The organism is Amycolatopsis sp. NPDC000009 (assembly GCF_055563465.1).
The window spans coordinates 121,369-140,146 of sequence record NZ_JBVHDI010000026.1 but is presented as its reverse complement, the minus strand read 5'-3'; the positions used below and the strand labels follow the sequence as shown (position 1 = coordinate 140,146).

Genomic DNA, 18,778 nt, shown 5'->3' with positions numbered 1-18,778 from the left:
CCGCCTCGCCGCATTCCCCCACGCCCCCCGGTCACGTTGCGAAAGCCACTTTCGCAACCTTCAACGTTGCGAAAGTGGCTTTCGCAACACGCCTCGGCCACCGACCCGGCAACCCCTTGGCAGCTTCCGGCCACCGGCCGAACCGTGCCTTGACATCAACTAAGCCTACCCTTAGTTTCCCCCTATAACTTTCCAAGGGGGCGCAATGCCGAAGATCGGTGGCCGTCCGGCGACGATCGCGCGGGACGACATCCTGCGTGCCGGTCGTGAGCTGGGGATGCGCCGGCTCAGTGTCAAGGCGGTCGCGGTCCGGCTGGGGGTGACCGCGACCGCCCTGTACCGGCACGTCGACGGGCGGTGGGGGCTCGAGCGGCTGGTCGGCGAGAGCATCCTGGCCGAGCTGCGGCTCCGGGACGATCCGCGGCACGACCTCGAACGGCATCTGCTGTCCTTCGCCCTCCAGCTGCGGGCCTTCGTGCTGGAGCATCCCGGCCTCGTCACCTACCTGCAGCTGCTGTTCCCGCGCGGCGACGGTGGTCAGCGCCTGCTCAACACCGAGGTCGAGGCCCTCGTCCGCCGGGGTTACGAGCCCGCCGCGGCGATCGTGCTCAGCGGCGCCGTCGCGTCGCTGACCATCGCGATGACCGCGTCCGAGGAGAACAGCACGGCCGCGGAGGAGGCCGACGGCGACGGACTGGACCGGGAGCGCCAGGCCGTCCGCGACCGGTTGTCCCGTGACGACCGGCTCGCCGGGCCGTCCGCCGCGTTGCCGGAGGTGCCGCGGCCCGAGTACGTGCGGCTGCTGCTGACCGCGTCGATTCGCGGGTTGATCGAGTCCTGCCCGCCGGGCAGGCCGGTCGCCGAGATGGTGGCCGATCTGGCGGCCACGGGAGAGGATCTGTGATGGCGCGCGGCTTCCAGGGCGCGGTGATGCGGGGTTTCGGGGCCAGGGACCACGAAGCGACCGTCGTCGAAACAGAAGAGATCACGCCGTGTTTCGTGCGGGTCCGATTCGTCTCACCGACGTTGTTCGACGACGTCGTCGTGGAGCCGACGGCCTGGCTCCGGTTCTGGTTCCCGGATCCGGAAGGCGGCACGACGGAGTTCCAACGTGCGTACACGCTCACCGAAGCCGATCCGGAAGCCGGCACGTTCGCCGTCGACGTCGTCCTGCACGAGCCCGCCGGACCCGCATCGCGGTGGCTGCGTGAAGCGCGGCCCGGAGCGAAGGTCCCGGTGATGTCGCTGGGTTCGTCGTCCTTCTCGGTCCCCGCCGAACCTCCGGCGGGCTACCTGCTGATCGGCGACTCCGCCTCGATCCCCGCGATCAACGCGATCCTCGAGGTGGTCCCGGCCGAAATCCCGATCGAGCTGTACCTCGAAGAGCACGAGGAGACCGACCGCCTGATCCCGCTGGGGAAGCACGCGAGGCTGACCGTGCACTGGGTGCCGCGCCTCGACGCGACCTCGCTGGCGGCGGCGATCGAGACGCGCGACTGGTCGGACTGGCAGGCCTGGATCGCGACGGAAGCCGGTTCGTTCAAACATCTGAAGACGCGTTTGCGCGAGACGTTCGGCTTCCCCAAATCCGAGGTCCACGGCCGGGCGTACTGGTACTACGGCCGGGCCATGGGCGCCTTCCGCGGGGAGAAGGAGGAACCGGCCGCTGAGGCCCCGGAGCCCGTCAAGGAGGCGCCCAAGGGAGCTTGGCGGGCACAGGCGGCCGGCCGTCTGCTGGCGCCGGTGCGGCGGACGCTGATCCTCGCCGGGATCCTGCAAGCCGTAGTGACGCTGATCGGTCTCGCGCCCTTCGTGCTGCTCGTGGAACTGGTCCGGCGGCTGCTCGCGGGCGGCGAATCGCTGTGGGCGCTCGGCATCGCGGCGGTGGTGCTGCTGGGCGTGGGAACGCTGCTCGAATCCGCGGTCGTGCTCTGGCTGCACGCGGCCGACGCGCGCTTCGCCCGCGAGCTGCGTCAGCGGTTGCTGGGCAAGCTCGCGCGGCTGCCGCTGGGCTGGTTCACCGCGCGCGGTTCGGGCGCGGTCGCGAAACTCGTGCAGGGCGACACGCTTTCCCTGCATTACCTGGTCACGCACGCCGTTCCCGACGCGGTCGCGGCCGTCGTCGCGCCGGTCGCGGTGCTGGCCTACCTCTTCGCCGTGGACTGGCGGCTCGCGCTGGTCCTGCTCGTCCCGATCCTCGTCTACCTCGTCACGACGTCGGTCATGGTCGTCCAATCGGGCCCCAAGACCGGCCAGGCGATGCGCTGGGCGGAGCGAATGGCTGGCGAGGCGGGCGCGTACCTGGAGGGGCAGCCGGTGATCCGCGTGTTCGGCGGTGCCGCGGCGTCGTCGTTCCGGCGGCGGCTCGACGAGTACATCGGTTTCCTCGGTGACTGGCAGCGTCCCTTCACCGGCAAGAAGACCATGCTGGACTTCGCCACCAGGCCCGCCACCTTCCTGCTCCTGATCACCGGTGTGGGCACGCTGATGGTGGCGGGCGGCGGAATGGAGCCGGTGACCCTGATCCCGTTCCTCCTGCTGGGCACCACGTTCGGTGCGCGGCTGCTGGGCATCGGGTACGGCCTCGGCGGTGTCCGTGAAGGGATGCTGGCCGCCCGCCGCGTCCAGGTCGTGCTCGACGAACCAGAACTGTCCACAGTGGAACCGAAGGACCGAGACGGCGTCGAGCCGGGCACGGTGGAACTGGACCGCGTGGGTTTCGCTTACCGCACCGGCGTTCCCGTGCTGGAGAACGTCTCCCTGACGCTTCGCCCTGGCACGGTGACCGCGCTGGTCGGCCCGTCGGGAGCGGGGAAGTCGACCCTCGCCGCGCTGGTCGCGCGGTTCCACGACGTCACCGAGGGCGCGATCCGGGTCGGCGGCCGGGACGTCCGCGCCTTCGCCGCCGACGAACTCTATAGCCGGGTGGGCTTCGTGCTCCAGGATCCGCAACTCGTCCAGGGGACCGTACGGGAGAACATCGCCCTCGCCGTCCCCGGCGCGACCGAAGACCAGGTCGTCGCCGCGGCCCGCGCCGCGCAGATCCACGAGCGGATCCTGCGGCTGCCCCAGGGTTACGACACCGTCCTCGGTGCCGGTTCCCAGCTGTCGGGCGGTGAACGCCAGCGCGTCGCCATCGCCCGCGCGATCCTCACCGACGCCCCCGTCCTCGTCCTCGACGAGGCGACCGCCTTCGCCGATCCCGAGTCGGAGTACCTCGTGCAACAAGCACTCGACCGGCTCACCGCGGGCCGGACCGTCCTGGTCATCGCCCATCGGCTGCACACCGTCGGCGGCGCCGACCGGATCGTGGTCCTCGACGGCGGCAAGATCATCGAAACCGGGCCCCACGAAGAACTCCTGGCCTCGGAAGGTCGGTATGCCCGCTTGTGGCAGGCCGGTGCCGGTGCGGGGGTGACCGCGTGATCCGCACCCTGCTGGGATTGATCCCGGACACGAAACGCGCGGCGTTCCGGCGTTATGTCGTGCTCGCCGTGCTGTCGGTGCTCCTGCGCGCCGCCGGTGTCGTGCTGCTGGTGCCGTTGGTGGGTGCCTTGTTCGGCGCGGAACCTTCGGACGCGCTGCCCTGGCTGGGCGCGCTCGCGGCGGCCACCGCGGCGGGCTGGGCCGTCGACGCCGTCGTCGGACGGCTCGGGTTCGAGCTCGGGTTCGGCGTGCTGGACCACGCCCAGCACGATGTCGCCGAGCATCTGACGAACGTCCGGCTGTCCTGGTTGGACAGTGAGCACACCCAGACCGCCCGGCAGGCGATCGTCGCCACCGGCCCCGACCTCGTCGGCCTGGTCGGCTACCTGCTCACCCCGCTGATCGGCGCGGTCCTCCTGCCGATCGCGATCGCGCTGGCGCTCTTGCCGATCGCCTGGCCGCTCGGTGTCGCCGCGCTGGCCGGGGTCCCGGTCCTGCTGGGCGCGCTGTGGGCGACCGGGCGGATCACGCGGCGCGCCGACCGGGCCGCGGCGGAGACGAACACCACGCTGACCGAACGGATCGTCGAGTTCGCCCGCACCCAGCAGACGTTGCGCGCCGCCCGCCGCGTGGAACCCGCGCGCAGTCATGCCGGTGCCGCGCTCGCCGCGCACCACGGCGCGACCCTCCGGCTGCTGCGCCTTCAGATCCCGGGGCAGGTGCTGTTCGGCGTCGCCGGACAGCTGGCGCTGGTCCTGCTCGCCGGGACGACCGTTCTCCTTGCCACCCGAGGCGGGTTGAGCGTGCCCGAGGCCGTCGCGCTGATCGTCGTGATCGCCCGGTACCTCGAACCGTTCACCGCGCTCGGCGATCTCGCGCCCGGTATCGAGACCGCCACCACCACGCTCGGCCGCATCCGCACCGTGCTCACCGCGCCGGTCGCGCCGTCGGGAGAGGCCGCGGCACCGGCCGAGGCACCGCTGATCCGGTTCGAGAAGGTCGGTTTCCGATACGAGTCCGGCAGCGAGAACGTGCTGGAGGACTTCGACCTCACCCTCGAACCTGGGACGACGACGGCGATCGTCGGGCCGTCCGGCTCGGGCAAGAGCACCGTCCTCGCACTGCTCGCCGGTCTGCACCAGCCCACCAGCGGACGGGTGCTCGCCGGCGGAACCGACCTCGCCGACTTGTCCGCGGACGGCCGCCGGGATCTCGTCACCGTCGTCTTCCAGCAGCCGTACCTCTTCGACGGTTCGGTGCGCGACAACGTGCTCGCCGGTGATCCCGGCGCGAGCGACGAGAGGGTCGCCGAGGTCGCCGGGCTCGCCAGGGTGGGCGCACTGCTGGAGCACACGGCCGTCGGCGAGGCGGGTGGCGCGCTCTCCGGCGGCGAGCGGCAGCGGGTGTCCATCGCCCGCGCGTTGCTCAAACCGGCGCCCGTGCTGCTGGTCGACGAGGCCACCAGCGCGCTGGACACCGAGAACGAGGACGCCGTGGTCCGCTCGCTCAGCGCCGACCCCGTGCCGAGGACGCGGGTGATCGTCACCCACCGGATCGCCGGGATCCGGCATGCCGACCGGGTGCTCTTCCTGGAGGGCGGGCGGATCACGGAGGACGGCACCGTCGAAGAACTCCTGGCGGCGCAAGGACGTTTCGCCGAGTTCTGGCGGCGGCAGATCGACGCCACCGGCTGGAGGATCACCGCGAGATGACCCACACCCAAGGTGTCGTGGAGTGGGTCGTCACCCGCGACGGCAGGCGGCTCCACGCGATGGTGCACCCGGGGCCGGAAGGCTTCACCGGGCCGACGGTCGTGTTCGAAGCGGGAGCCGCCGCCACCCGGTCGTCCTGGGCGGCGGTCCAGCCGGAGGTCGCCCGGCACGCCCGCGCGATCGTGTACGACCGGTCCGGGCTCGGCCGCAGCGCCCCCGACCCCGGCGGACGCACACTGCGCCGGATGGCCGACGACCTCAACGACGTCCTCGACCATTTCGGTCCGGGGCAGTACGTCCTCGCCGGGCACAGCGCGGGCGGACCGATCGTGCGGCAGGCCGCGGCCCGCCGCCCGGAGCGAGTCGCCGGGCTGGTGCTGGTCGATCCGACCGACGAAGCCGCGGACGTCCTCTTTGGCCGCGTCTTCCGCACCGGTGAACGCGTCGTGCTCCGGCTCGGCGCCGTGCTCGCGCGGCTGGGCCTGCTCAAGTTCCTTTTCCGCGGCCTGCTGAAGGGGATCCCGGACGACGTCCGCCGCGACCTCGAACGGGAGGCGTTCACCGTCGGGACGGTGCGGACCCAGCGGGAACAGGCCCGCACCTTCCTCGACGAACTGGCCCTCTGGCGGCAGGATCCGCCGGTACTCGGCGACATCCCGGTCACCGTGGTTTCCGGCGGCCTCGGCGGGAGCGGGTTTTCCGCCGGGATGAGGGCCAAGGCGAACGCCTCGCACGCCCATCGGGTGACCCTCTCGCCCGGCGGCAGGCACGTCATCGCGGAGCGATCCGGCCACTACGTCCCGGTGACCGAACCCGGCGTGATCGTCCGCGAAATCGTCAGGATGACGCGAGCGCCCGCCTGAGCTCTTCGTAGGTCGGGGCGAGCGTCCGGAGGGTCGCGGCGGCGCGTGCGTCGTCCTCGACGACGAGGTCGTACTGCAACGAGCCGATCAGCCGGGCCTGCCTGGTGAGGACGGCGGCGGCCTCGTCGCGGCCGATCCGGCGCAGGCACGCCGCCGCGTCCGCCGTCCGCCGGGCGCCGAGGCGGACCACGAAATGGATGAGCAGCCCGCGTAGTTCCGGGTCGCAGCCGTCGCCGATCCGCGCGGCGAGCGCGAGTGCCGCGTCACCGTTGCCGAGCGTGCCGGGCGGGAGGCCGGCGTCGTTCTGCCCGCCGAGCCGCCCGATCGCCCTGGGGAGCGACGCCACGATCGCGGCCTCGTCCTCGACGGCGGTGTGGCGCACGAACTTCGTCCGCATCGTGTGCGGTTCGCCGTACGCGACCGTTTCGGCGCGCCAGGCGGCGGCGAAATCCGCCCGGGGGATCCGCGCGTACGGGTAGCCCTGCGGGTCGTGGGCGGTGACGGACTCGTCGTCCGCGGCGAGCACGACCAGGAAATGGTCGGCGCCGACCGGGCCGGTCATTCCCGGCTGGTGGCGCAGGTGCCCCATTTCTACCGGACCGAGCAGGACCGGGCCGTCGGCGAGGCTTTCGACGAGCCGGGCGAAGGCGATGTCCGGATCCGGCTCGCTCGCCGTTTCCGCGTGCCAGCCGAGGACGTCGAGGGCTTCGCCGATACCGAGATCGGGATCCCAGCCGAAGGCGTCGAAGAATGGCAGCGAACCGCCGATCAGCTGCATGCCGAAGGGGCTGCCCGTCACGGTTTCGAGCACGTCGGCGCCCGGAGCCTCGGAGCCGAGCATCATCGCGAGGGAATGGGCGTAGCAATAAGGGCCGGAGCCGCGATAAGGAAGATCGATCACGTGTTCGACAATGTCGGATTTCGGGCGAAAACGCCACTCTCGTTGCGTCCGTTGTGGACAGTGAATTCATCACCCGTCCGGGGGTTTCGGGGCCACTCAACGGGTTTTATCCAGGTAAGACCGCCGGTCCCGGTTGCCCCCGGCGATCTTGCCCCTCCAGGATGACCACGAGTTGAGCTCGCTGTCCCCGCTGTCCTGACCTGGGCCGACGGGAGCGAGGGGTGAGGCGGAGGCGGCATGGCGGAACGTCGTGGGCGGAATCGGTGGCGCCGGGGCATGGCGGTGCTCACGGTGGCCGTCGTGGCGCTGCTGATGGGTGCTCCTTTGCCCGCGACCGCGCAGGTCCAGCCGCGCGGAGCGGGCACCGAACGGCCGATCGGGCCGGAGCCGGTGTACTCCGGACTGGCGCACGGCGGTATCACGATGGCCGCCAACTCCGTCGTGCAGTGCGGTACCGGTGTGGTCTGCAACGAGTCCACGAGCAACGCGAGCCCGGTGTCGTGGATCAAGACCGACCCGGCCGCGCCCGGCAACACCGCCTCCGCGGCGACCTTGAACGTCCCGGCAGGCGCGAGGGTGCTCAACGCGCGGCTGTACTGGCAGTTCAACCCGGTCGCCAGCAGCGGGACCTCCGGCGACGGGAACCGCGGCAACCAGGTCTCCGTGAAGACCCCGGGTTCCACGACCTACCAGCGGATCACCGCCGAAACCTACGACTGGTTCCCCGCGACCACCACGGGCGGGTTCCCGACCCTGTACGCCTACGGCGGCGCCGCCGACGTCACGTCTCTCGTGGAGAGCGCCGGCACCGGGCAGTACACGGTGGCCGACATCCAGGCCTGCCAGGGCCAGTCGATCAGCCGGACGAACCTCGGCTGCTGGGGTGGATGGTCGCTGGTGGTGGCCTACGAACTGCCCAGTGAGCCGTTGCGTTACCTCCAGGTCTGGGACGGTATGCAGGTGGTCGCGGGCGGGAGCACGCCGAGCTCGGCGACCATCGCGCTGAGCGGTATCAAGGCGCCGACCTCGCGTCAGCCCAACGTCGAACTCGGCATCGTCGCGGGTGACGGTGACGCGCCCATCACCGGCGACTACCTCCAGGTCGGCCCGGACGCGTCCAGTCTCCAGACCATCGCCATGCCCGCGCCGGGCGGCGTGGCGACCAACAACGCGTTCAGCAGCCGCATCGACCGGGTCACGGCCACCGGTTCGGGCACGAACGTCACCTCACGCGTGCCCAACCCGGTGAACAACGTCGGCTACGACTCCCGCAGCGTCGACATCACCGGCAAGGTCCCGGCGGGGACCACCGCGCTCCAGGTGAAGATCGGCACCGTCGGCGACGCGCTGTACCCGCAGACGATCTGGCTGGTCACCGACGCGCTCGAACCCGACCTCCAGATCACCAAGGCCAACGACCCGGTCGGCAACACCGACGACGATCCGCCGGGCTACGTCACCAAGGGCGGCGAGATCACCTACAGCTTCGACGTCGCCAACCGGCACGCCGACGGCAGTGTCACCGATCTCGACACCGCGACGAACGTGGTGCTCACCGACACCCTGCCCGACGGCGTCACCTTCGTGGCCGGGTCCAATCCGGACTGTTCGGCCGCCGGTCAGCTGGTCACCTGCAACCTGCGGAACCTGAGGCCGGGGCAATCGCAGAAGGTGGACTTCAAGGTCAAGGTCGGTGCCTCGGTGCCGGACGGCACCAAACTCGACAACACCGGCAAGCTGACCTTCCGCGGCGAGGACACCGGACGACCGCAGGAACGCACGTCGAACACGGTGCGGAACACGGTCACCTCGCCGGGATACCAGCTGACGAAGACGGTCGACCTCGCCGAGGCGATCCCGGGCGACACCCTGACCTACCAGGTGGCCGTGCGGAACACCGGCGTGATCCCCGTGCCCGCGTTCACGGTGCGCGACACCTTGCCGCCGGGGACGACCTACGTGTCCTCCACGCCGTCGAAGGGCACCGCGTCCGGTACCGGGCCGATCGATTGGGCCGTGGACGGCCTTGCCATCGGCGAGACGGCCACGTTGACCGTGCGTGTGAAGGTCGAAGAGGCCGCAATCGGCACGGAGCTGGTGAACCGCGCGAACGTCCCGACCGGGCCGCCGCCGGTCGTCCCGCCGGACAACCGCTGCCCGGACGATCCCGCCGCCGCGTGCGCGAAGACCAAGGTGCCGTCACCGTCGTACACGGTGACGAAGACCGCGGACAAGGAATCCGCGAACCCGGGCGACGTCGTGCGTTACAAGGTCACCGTCGCCAACACCGGAAGGGTGACCGCGGCGGGCCTCAAGGTCGTCGACGATCTGACCGGGGTGCTGGACGACGCGGTCTATCAGAACGACGCCACCGCCTCGCCCGGTTCGGTGGCCTACGCGGAGCCGAAGCTGACTTGGACGGGCACGCTCGCGGCGGGGGCGACCGCGGAGTTCACTTACACGGTCAAGGTCAAGAGCCCGAACACGGGCGACAACCGGCTGAAGAACGTGGTGACGACCGAGACTCCGGGTGGGAACTGTCCGCCGGGTTCGACGGATCCGAAGTGTGGGACGACGACGCCGGTGTCGGGTCTGCTGATCGAGAAGACGGTGGACAAGCAGTCGGCGAATCCCGGCGATGTTGTGAAGTACACGGTGACGGTGCGGAACACGGGTCAGACGAAGCTGACGGGTGCGACGTTTACCGATGATCTGACGCAGGTTCTCGATGACGCCGATTACCAGAACGACGGCGCGGCGACGATCGGCGGGGTGTCGTATGCGGCGCCGAAGCTGACCTGGACCGGTGATCTGGAGGTCGATGCCACCTCGACCGTCACGTACTCGGTGAAGGTCAAGAACCCGAACACCGGCGACCATGTGCTCAAGAACGTGGTGTCGTCGGAGACTCCGGGTGGGAACTGTCCGCCGGGTTCGACGGATCCGAAGTGTGGGACGACGACGCCGGTGTCGGGTCTGCTGATCGAGAAGACGGTGGACAAGCAGTCGGCGAATCCCGGCGATGTTGTGAAGTACACGGTGACGGTGCGGAACACGGGTCAGACGAAGCTGACGGGTGCGACGTTTACCGATGATCTGACGCAGGTTCTCGATGACGCCGATTACCAGAACGACGGCGCGGCGACGATCGGCGGGGTGTCGTATGCGGCACCGAAGCTGACCTGGACCGGTGATCTGGAGGTCGATGCCACCTCGACGGTGACCTACTCGGTCAAGGTCAAGAACCCCGACCCCGGGGACAAGAAACTGTCCAATGTGGTCACGTCGGAGACACCGGGTGGGAACTGCCCGCCGGGTTCGACGGATCCGAAGTGCGGCACGACGACGCCGGTCTCCGGTCTGACAATTGGGAAGTCGGTCGACAAGCAGTCGGCGAATCCCGGCGATGTTGTGAAGTACACGGTCACGGTCACCAACACCGGTCAGACGAAGCTGACGGGTGCGACGTTCACCGATGATCTGACGCAGGTTCTCGACGATGCCGATTACCAGAACGACGGCGCGGCGACGGGCGGCGGGGTGTCGTATGCGGCGCCGAAGCTGACTTGGACGGGCGATCTCGAAATCGGCGCCACCTCGACGATCACGTACTCGGTGAAGGTCAAGAATCCGAACACCGGCGACCATGTGCTCAAGAACGCGGTGACTTCGGAGACTCCGGGTGGGAACTGTCCGCCGGGTTCGACGGATCCGAAGTGTGGGACGACGACGCCGGTTTCCGGGTTGCTGATCGAAAAGACCGTGGACAAGCAGTCGGCGAATCCCGGCGATGTCGTGAAGTACACGGTCACAGTGCGGAACACGGGCCAGACGAAGCTGACGGGTGCGACGTTCACCGATGACCTGACACAGGTCCTCGACGACGCGGACTACCAGAACGACGGCGCCGCGACCATCGGCGGTGTCACCTACGCGGCACCGAAACTGACGTGGACCGGTGATCTGGAGATCGGTGCCACGTCGGTGGTGACGTACTCGGTGAAGGTCAAGAATCCGGCTCCTGGCGACAAGAAACTCATCAACACGGTCACGTCGGAGACACCGGGTGGGAACTGCCCGCCGGGTTCGACCGACCCGAAGTGCGGCACGACGACGCCGGTTTCCGGGTTGCTGATCGAAAAGACCGTGGACAAGCAGTCGGCCAACCCGGGTGACGTCGTGAAGTACACGGTCACAGTGCGGAACACGGGCCAGACGAAGCTGACGGGTGCGACGTTCACCGATGATCTCACGCAGATTCTCGACGACGCGGACTACCAGAACGACGGTGCCGCGACGATCGGCGGCGTCACCTACGCGGCACCGAAACTGACCTGGACCGGCGACCTGGAAGTCGATGCCACGTCGACGGTCACCTACACGGTCAAGGTCAAGAACCCGAACACCGGTGACAACCGGCTCAAGAACGTCGTGTCGTCGGAGACACCGGGCGGGAACTGCCCGCCGGGGTCCACGGATCCTGACTGCGGCACGGAAACGCCGATTTCCGGCCTGGAGATCAAAAAGACGGTCGACAAGCAGTCGGCGAACCCCGGCGACGTCGTGAAGTACACGGTCACGGTCACCAACACCGGTCAGACGAAGCTGACCGGCGCCACCTTCACCGACGACCTGACCGAGGTGCTCGACGACGCCGTTTACCGGAACGACGGCGCGGCGACGATCGGCGGCGTCACGTACGCGACGCCGAAGCTGACGTGGACCGGCACGCTGGAGATCGGGCAGACCTCGACCGTCACCTACACGGTCCAGGTGAAGAATCCGGGCGACGGGGACAAGAAGCTCGTCAACACGGTCACGTCGGAGACACCGGGCGGGAACTGCCCGCCGGGTTCGACCGATCCGGACTGCGGCACGACCACCCCGGTCTCCGGACTGCTCATCAAGAAGACCGCCGACAAGAAGTCGGTCGACCCCGGCGACACGGTGAAGTACACGATCACCGTCACCAACACCGGGCAGACCAAACAGGACGGTGCCACCTTCACCGACGACATGACCGAAGTCCTGGACGACGCCGACTACCAGAACGACGGCGCGGCGACCGTCGGCGGCGTCACATACGCGGCGCCGAAGCTGACGTGGACCGGCACGCTGGAGATCGGGCAGACCTCGACCATCACCTACACGGTCAAGATCAAGAACCCGAACCCCGGCGACAAGAAACTGTCCAATGTGGTCACGTCGGACACCCCGGGCAACAACTGCCCGCCGGATTCGACCGATCCGAACTGTGTCGCGGACGTGCCGTCCCGCGAACTGACCGTCAAGAAGACGTCGGACAAGCAGACCGCGAACCCCGGTGACGTCGTCACCTACACGGTCACGGTCACCAACACCGGCAAGGTCGACCTGGTCGGCGAGGACGCCGCCCGGGTCACGGACGACTTGTCCGAGGTGCTCGACGACGCCGACTACTCCGACGACGCCTCGGCGGCACCGGTCGCCGGGACGTTCGCCTTCGCCGCGCCGAACCTCGTGTGGACCGGTGATCTCCCGGTGGGTGCGTCGACGACACTGAAGTATTCGGTGAAGGTGAAGAACCCCGTGACGGGCGACCACGAACTGCGGAACACCGTCAGCACCAACACCCCCGGCACCTGCCCGCCGCAGTCCGACGACCCGGCGTGCTCGACCGTCACCCCGGTGCCCGGCATCTCGCTGGAGAAGAAGGCGGACAAGGCCACGGCGAACCCCGGCGACGTCGTGAAGTACACGGTGACCGTGCGCAACACCGGCAAGACGAAGCTGGCCGGCGCGACGTTCACCGACGACCTCACCGAGGTGCTCGACGACGCGGTGTTCCAGAAGGACGGTGCGGCGACGATCGGTTCGGTGACCTACGAGGAACCGAAGCTGACCTGGACCGGCGACCTGGAGATCGGGCAGACGGCGACGGTGACCTACAGCGTCAAGGTGACCAAGACCGACGGCGACGGCAAGCTGGCCAACGTCGTCACCTCCGAGACCCCGGGTGGCAACTGCCCGCCGGGCAGCAAGGATCCGAAGTGCGGCACGACGACGCCGCTGTCCAGCCTGAAGATCAAGAAGACCGTCGACAAGACGGAGGCGAAACCGGGCGAGGTCGTCACGTACACCGTCACGGTGGAGAACACCGGGCAGGCCGCGATCGGTGACGCGACGTTCACCGACGATCTGTCCCAGGTGCTGGACGACGCCACCTTCGACGGCACGGCCAAGGCCAGCACCGGAACGGTCACCTATTCCGCGCCGAAGCTCACGTGGAAGGGCGCACTCGAGCCGGGGGAGAAGGCCACCGTCACCTACGCGGTCACCGTGCGAAAGCCGGCGACCGGTGACCACCGCCTCCGCAACGTCGTCACGTCGGACACCCCCGGCGGCAACTGCCCGCCGGGTTCGGCGAACCCCGACTGCGGCACCGACACCCCGGTGCCGCCGGAGCCTCCGACGCCGCAGCCGCCGGAGAAGCCGACCCCGCAGCCGCCGACGACCCCGCGTCCGCCCGGGCTGGCCGTGACCGGCTCACCGGTGAAGACGATGACGGTGCTGGCACTGGGCATGCTCGCCATCGGCGCGCTGCTGCTCCTCGCCGGACGGAGGCGCCGGGAGTCCTAGGACGGCGGGCGATTTCGTGTGACCGGAGGGACGACACGCGTGATCAGACGGACGACACGCGTGTCTGGGTGGACGACACGTGGTGGGAGCGCGGCCGCGGGCGTGTCGTCCGCTCAGTCACGCGAAAGTACCGGCTCGGCCCGGGTGGGTCGTGAGTGGCAATGATCGTTCTAACCCTCTTTACCACTCACGACCTCAGGTGGAATCGGACACTGGCCATCAATCGGGCGTTCAGTCCGCGCGAAACAGCAGCGTCGCCGCCACATCGGGAGCGACCGTCAAGCGGTCTTCGGCACCGCGATCAGCGCTTCGACCTCGACGACCAGCTCCGGCTTCGCCAATGCCGCCACCACGATGAGGGACTGGGCCGGCCAGTCCGCTTCCGGGTACCAGCGGGTGAAGGTCTCGCGCATCGCCGTGCGGAACCCGGCGAGGTGCTCGGTACCGGAAAGCATGCTGAACACCTTGACCAGGTGCTCCGGTCCGGCACCCGCGGCTTCGAGGAGCCGTTCGAGGTTGACGAGCAACGCCCGGGTCTGGGATTCGGCGTCGGGGCCGGCGAGTTCACCGTCGGGTCCGACGCCGATCTGACCGGACACGACGACCAGTTCGTGATCGGCGGGAACGCGGACCAGATGGCTGTACGGGCCGATCGGCGCCGCCACGGTCTCCGGATTCCAGCGCTGGATCATCGGGCCCCTCTCTCGTCCACCAAGGAAATCGCCTCCAAAGTACCGATGATTCCGGGCCGCGGCGGGAGTCTCACCTCCGGACAACGACTACTGGAAGGACTCCGGATGCCGGATTCAGGAGTGAAGACCGAGGTCTGGCCGCTGATCCACGCCGAGCGGGCGGCACTGGCGAGCGACCTGGCGGGGCTCACCGAGGAACGGTGGGGGACACCGTCGCTCTGCGAGGGGCTGACGGTACGCGAAGTGCTCGCGCATCTGACCTCGTCCGCGAGCCTCACCCCGCTGCGGTGGATGACCGGCGTGATCCGCTGCCGGTGGGATTTCGACAAGCAGGTCGCCATGCGGCTGGCCGAGCAGCTGGGGGACGACGGCGCCGAGACGCTGGAGCGGTTCCGCGGCATCGTCACCAGCACGACGAAACCGCCCCTGCCGAAGATGGCGATGCTCGGCGAGACGATCGTGCATGGCGAGGACATCCGCCGTCCGCTCGGCATGCGCCGCGATCACCCGATGGACGTCCTCACCGCGCTGGCCGGGTACTACCGAGGCTCGGACATGGTGGTGGTGGCGAAGGGACGCATCGGCGGGCTCCGGCTGCAAGCCATCGATGGTCCGTTCGCCACCGGGGCCGGTCCGCTCGTCGCAGGCACGACCTTGGCGCTGATCATGGCCATGACCGGACGGGCGGCCTACCTCGCCGAACTCGACGGTGACGGGGTCCCGATCCTGCGGAAGCGGGTCCTTTCTCAGGACTGAGACTCGAGGGGCAGGCCCGCGCCTGCCCAGTCCTCGATGCCCTCCCGGTACTTGCGGACGTCGGTGTAGCCGAGGGCGGTGAGCCGGTCGGCGACCTGGCCGCTGTTCGGGCAGCCGGGGTTCGAGCAGTAGGTGACGATGGCGGCGCCGCGATCGGGCAGCACGGTCGCGGCGTGCGCGTCGACGTCTGCGAGGACCAGGGGAACGGCGCCGGGCAGATGCTGTTTGGCGTAGTACTCGCCACCCAGCGCGTCGACCACGGTCACGGTCTTCGCGTCGATCGCGGCCTTCAATTCGTCACGGGTGATGAGTGCGGTCATGTCGCTACCTCCAGTTAATCGGACTATAGTCCGGATGTGCCTCACGACCATAACGGACCGCAGTCCGCTTCTGCAACCCCGCTGGAACTCCTGCGCACGCCGCCGCCCAAGGAGCGCGCGGACGCCGCCCGCAACCGGGCCGCGATCCTGGACGCGGCGGCGGCGCTGTTCGCCGAGCACGGCGTCGAAGCGGTGTCGATGGATCAGGTGGCGGCGGCCGCCGGCGTGGGCAAGGGCACGCTCTTCCGCCGCTTCGGCGACAAGGCGGGGCTGGCCGTCGCCTTGCTGGACGCGAGGGAACGACGGCTCCAGGACGGGATCCTGCACGGCCCGCCTCCGCTGGGCCCCGGCGCTCCGCCGGTCGAACGGCTCGTCGCCTTCGCCGACGCGTACGTCGATTACGTGCTCGAACATCTGCCGCTGGTGCGGATGTCGGAGACCGCCGCGCCAGGGGCGCGCTACCGCATCGGGGCCTACCGGTTCTGGCACCGGCACGTCGCGCTCCTGCTCGGCGGCACGCCCGACCCCGAGCACGCCGCGCACGCCTTGCTGGCGCCGCTCGCGGCCGAGCATCTGACGGCGTTGCTGCCGGAGCTGGGGGAGGACCGCGTCCGCGCCGGGATCACGCGCCTGTGGCGGCGGGCCGGATCCCAGTAGGGTGTCGGCGAGACCCGGGAGTGTGTCGATGATGGTGAAGCGCCGGAGGACGGCCGGGCAGGCCGTGCCGGTGCTGCTCGCCGCCGTGCTGACCGCGCTCGGCCTGTTCTTCGCGCTCCACCCGGGCGGTTCCGCTTCGGCGGACGAATCGCGCGGGGCGAACGCGACGGTCGATTCCTCGGTCTCCAAGGCCGTCACCCCGGTGCGCGCCGCGGGCAGGCTCGCCGCCGAACCCGCACTGCTGGGTGTGCACGGTCACGGTGACCTGCCTCTCTTCGGCACCGTCCCGCACGGGCCGGCGTCCACGACGCTGCTCCGCCTCAGCGAACTCCACGACGACGTCACCCCTCCCTCGCGCGCGGCGAACCGCCTCGCGCTGGGGGATCGCGCTCCTCCTCTCCCGGCAGCCGTCCGAAGCTGACGGGCGCGCGGTCCGCGTGCCCGAACCGGGAACCCATCGAGGAGAGAACTTCGTGCCGCGCGAAACCGCGCGGCGAGGTATGACCGGGCGAGCCGTCGTCTCGCTGGTCGTCCTCGCCGCCACCGTGTACCTGTTGCTGACCACCGCCCCGCGCCTGGGGCTCGATCTGCGTGGTGGCACGCAGATCGTGCTGGAGACCAAGGATTCGCCCACCGTCACCGCCGACGCCCAGACCACCGACCGGACGCTCGAGGTGCTGCGCCGGCGGGTCGACGCCTTGGGCGTCGCCGAGCCGATGCTGGCCCGCTCCGGCGACAACCGGATCATCGTCGAACTGCCCGGCGTACGGGATCCGCGCGAGGCCGTCGAGGTGATCGGCCGGACCGCGCAACTGTCCTTCCATCCCGTGCTCGCCGCCGCTTCCGGCGATTCCCGTGTCCTCAACGACGAAAGCGGGCAGCCGATCACGCTCGGACCCACCGCGCTGACCGGTGAAGGCGTCGACGAGGCACTCTCGTCGATCGATTCCCAAGGCGGCGGCTGGCTGGTTTCCGTCGACTTCAAAGGGGACGCCGGCCGCGCCTGGGAGCGGCTGACCGGGCAGGCCGCGTGTTCACCGCCGGGTGATCCCGCCCGCCGGGTGGCGATCGCGCTCGACGACAAGGTGATCTCCTCGCCGCAGGTGAGCCCGCAGGTCGCCTGCGGGGTCGGGATCGTCGGCGGGAGCACGCAGATCACCGGGCAGTTCTCGCCGGCCGAGGCCAAGGACCTGGCACTGCTGATCAACGCCGGCGCGCTGCCGACGCCGGTCGAGATCATCGAGCAGCGCACCGTCGGCCCCACGCTCGGTGCCGCCGCCATCGACGCCAGCGCCCGCGCCGCCGTGATCGGCCTGGCGCTCACCGCGCTGTTCCTGCTCGCGGTGTACCGACTGGCCGGGTTGATCGCCGTGGGCGCCCTGGTGGCGTACGCCGCCGTGTCCTATGCCGCGCTGCTCGCCGTCGGCGCGACACTGACCTTGCCCGGTCTCGCCGGGTTCGTCCTGGCGATCGGCATGGCCGTCGACGCGACCGTGCTCGTCTTCGAGAGGGCGAGAGAGGAACACTCCGTCAAACAGGGAGGTTCACTGCCGCGGTCGGTCAGCCGCGGGTTCGGCGGTGCGTTGTCGGCGATCGTCGATTCGAACGTGACCACCCTGCTCGCCGCCGGGCTGCTGTTCTGGCTGGCGTCCGGCCCGGTCCGCGGATTCGGGGTGACGCTGTCCATCGGTGTCGTCGTGGCGTTGTTCATCTCGCTCGTGCTCACGCGTCTGCTGCTGCACCTCACGATGCGGGGTGTGGTCGCGCGCAAACCGCGGCTGTCCGGGCTCACCCACGAAGGCCGGGTCCGGCGGTGGGTGAACCGCCGTGACCCCGGGTTCCTCGGGAAACCCCGGCGCTGGCTGATGGTCGCGGGCGCGGTCGTCATCGCCGCGATCGCGGGACTGTTCGTGGCGGGGCCGAACCTCGGCGTCGAATTCACCGGTGGCCGGGTCATCGAATACAGCACCTCGTCGCCGGCCGACGTCGAACGGGTCCGTGACGCGGTCTCCGACGCCGGATTCCCCCGCGCCGTCGTGCAGACGTCCGGGGAGAAGGACATCTCCGTCCGCACCGAGCCGATCGACGAGGACGCCACCGAACGGATCCGGACCGCCGTCGCCGGGGTCGCGGGCGACGCGACGGAGATCCGTGACGAGCAGATCGGCCCGAGCCTCGGCGCGGAACTGCGCACCAAGGCGGTGATCGCGCTCGGCCTCGCGGTGCTGGCGCAGCTGATCTATCTGGCGGTGCGGTTCGACTGGCGGCTCGGCGTGGCCACGGTGGCCGCGCTCGCGCAGGACGTGCTGATCATCCTCGGGATCTTCGCCTGGCTCGGCAAGTCCATGGACGGTGTCTTCCTCGCCGCGCTGCTGACGGTGATCGGCTACTCGGTCAACGACTCGGTGGTGGTCTTCGACCGGGTGCGGGAGGTGCGGGGGCAACGCCGCAAGGAGCCGTTCTCGCGGGTCGCCGGCACGGCGGTCCTGCAGACGCTGCCGCGGACGATCAACACCGGGATCGGGGTGCTGTTCGTCCTCGGGGCGCTGCTGTTCCTCGGGGACGGATCGCTGGCCGACTTCGCCCTCGCGCTCCTGCTCGGTCTCGTCGCGGGCACAGTGTCCACAGTGGCCACTGCCGGGCCCGTCGCGATCCTGCTCGACGAGCGGTGGCCCGGGGCCGGACGTCCGGCCAGGAAGCCGTCGCCCAAACGACAGCGGGACGGCAACGGCGCGGTGGTGTGATCGACGTTCCTTTGTGGACCGCCGCACCCGGTCCGGCCTCTAAACTCGTTCCCGGTGGCAGGGGAGTCCACCGGGAACGAGGGGCGGGG

General features: G+C 69.7%; 12 protein-coding genes. 9 read left to right on the top strand and 3 right to left on the bottom strand.

Features of this window, described 5'->3' with window-relative positions:
* Nucleotides 1–205: 205 nt before the first annotated feature.
* The 4 genes from ACZ3HL_RS40300 to ACZ3HL_RS40285 are packed head-to-tail and all read left to right on the top strand — an operon-like array spanning nucleotide 206 to nucleotide 6,001.
* A complete protein-coding gene (locus ACZ3HL_RS40300; protein ID WP_465536954.1) occupies nucleotides 206–904 on the top strand; it encodes a TetR/AcrR family transcriptional regulator in 699 nt (232 codons plus the stop codon).
* Nucleotides 904–3,426 carry an ABC transporter ATP-binding protein/permease gene (locus ACZ3HL_RS40295; RefSeq protein WP_465536952.1) on the top strand — a complete coding sequence of 841 codons (2,523 nt, stop codon included), beginning with the start codon at nucleotides 904–906 and terminating at the stop codon, nucleotides 3,424–3,426. The genes ACZ3HL_RS40300 and ACZ3HL_RS40295 overlap by 1 nt, the downstream gene beginning before the upstream one ends.
* Entirely contained in the window at nucleotides 3,423–5,138 is a 1,716-nt protein-coding gene (locus ACZ3HL_RS40290) for an ABC transporter ATP-binding protein (protein ID WP_465536950.1), read from the top strand. The genes ACZ3HL_RS40295 and ACZ3HL_RS40290 overlap by 4 nt, the downstream gene beginning before the upstream one ends.
* Nucleotides 5,135–6,001: an alpha/beta fold hydrolase gene (locus ACZ3HL_RS40285; protein WP_465536949.1), complete on the top strand. Its 867-nt coding sequence runs from the start codon at nucleotides 5,135–5,137 to the stop codon at nucleotides 5,999–6,001. The genes ACZ3HL_RS40290 and ACZ3HL_RS40285 overlap by 4 nt, the downstream gene beginning before the upstream one ends.
* Here ACZ3HL_RS40285 and ACZ3HL_RS40280 read toward each other — a convergent pair.
* A complete protein-coding gene (locus ACZ3HL_RS40280; protein ID WP_465536946.1) occupies nucleotides 5,976–6,902 on the bottom strand; it encodes a hypothetical protein in 927 nt (308 codons plus the stop codon). The two genes, ACZ3HL_RS40285 and ACZ3HL_RS40280, sit on opposite strands and share 26 nt — an antisense overlap.
* A 237-nt stretch (nucleotides 6,903–7,139) precedes the next feature.
* Between ACZ3HL_RS40280 and ACZ3HL_RS40275 the strand changes: the two genes are divergently transcribed.
* On the top strand, nucleotides 7,140–13,520 hold the full coding sequence (locus tag ACZ3HL_RS40275) for a DUF7927 domain-containing protein (RefSeq protein ID WP_465536943.1): 6,381 nt from the start codon (nucleotides 7,140–7,142) through the stop codon (nucleotides 13,518–13,520).
* A gap of 278 nt (nucleotides 13,521–13,798) precedes the next feature.
* Here ACZ3HL_RS40275 and ACZ3HL_RS40270 read toward each other — a convergent pair whose 3' ends face one another.
* Nucleotides 13,799–14,212 carry a RidA family protein gene (locus tag ACZ3HL_RS40270; protein WP_465536942.1) on the bottom strand — a complete coding sequence of 138 codons (414 nt, stop codon included), beginning with the start codon at nucleotides 14,210–14,212 and terminating at the stop codon, nucleotides 13,799–13,801.
* Nucleotides 14,213–14,317: 105 nt separating this feature from the next.
* On the opposite strand from ACZ3HL_RS40270, the gene ACZ3HL_RS40265 reads away from it, so the two are divergent.
* Entirely contained in the window at nucleotides 14,318–14,968 is a 651-nt protein-coding gene (locus ACZ3HL_RS40265; RefSeq protein ID WP_465536939.1) for a maleylpyruvate isomerase family mycothiol-dependent enzyme, read from the top strand.
* On the opposite strand, the gene ACZ3HL_RS40260 is transcribed toward ACZ3HL_RS40265, so the two are convergent.
* Nucleotides 14,959–15,288: a rhodanese-like domain-containing protein gene (locus ACZ3HL_RS40260; RefSeq protein ID WP_465536937.1), complete on the bottom strand. Its 330-nt coding sequence runs from the start codon at nucleotides 15,286–15,288 to the stop codon at nucleotides 14,959–14,961. The genes ACZ3HL_RS40265 and ACZ3HL_RS40260 overlap by 10 nt on opposite strands.
* 81 nt (nucleotides 15,289–15,369) lie before the next feature.
* Between ACZ3HL_RS40260 and ACZ3HL_RS40255 the strand changes: the two genes are divergently transcribed.
* From ACZ3HL_RS40255 to secD, 3 genes are read left to right on the top strand one after another with little or no spacing between them, the layout of a single operon-like run.
* Nucleotides 15,370–15,945, top strand: a complete 576-nt coding sequence (locus ACZ3HL_RS40255; RefSeq protein ID WP_465536960.1) for a TetR/AcrR family transcriptional regulator — start codon at nucleotides 15,370–15,372, stop codon at nucleotides 15,943–15,945.
* Between the two features lie 28 nt (nucleotides 15,946–15,973).
* Nucleotides 15,974–16,366, top strand: coding sequence for a hypothetical protein (locus ACZ3HL_RS40250; RefSeq protein ID WP_465536935.1), 393 nt, complete (start codon nucleotides 15,974–15,976; stop codon nucleotides 16,364–16,366).
* Nucleotides 16,367–16,418: 52 nt separating this feature from the next.
* Nucleotides 16,419–18,689: a protein translocase subunit SecD gene (gene secD / locus ACZ3HL_RS40245; protein WP_465536933.1), complete on the top strand. Its 2,271-nt coding sequence runs from the start codon at nucleotides 16,419–16,421 to the stop codon at nucleotides 18,687–18,689.
* The last annotated feature ends 89 nt before the right edge of the window (nucleotides 18,690–18,778 follow it).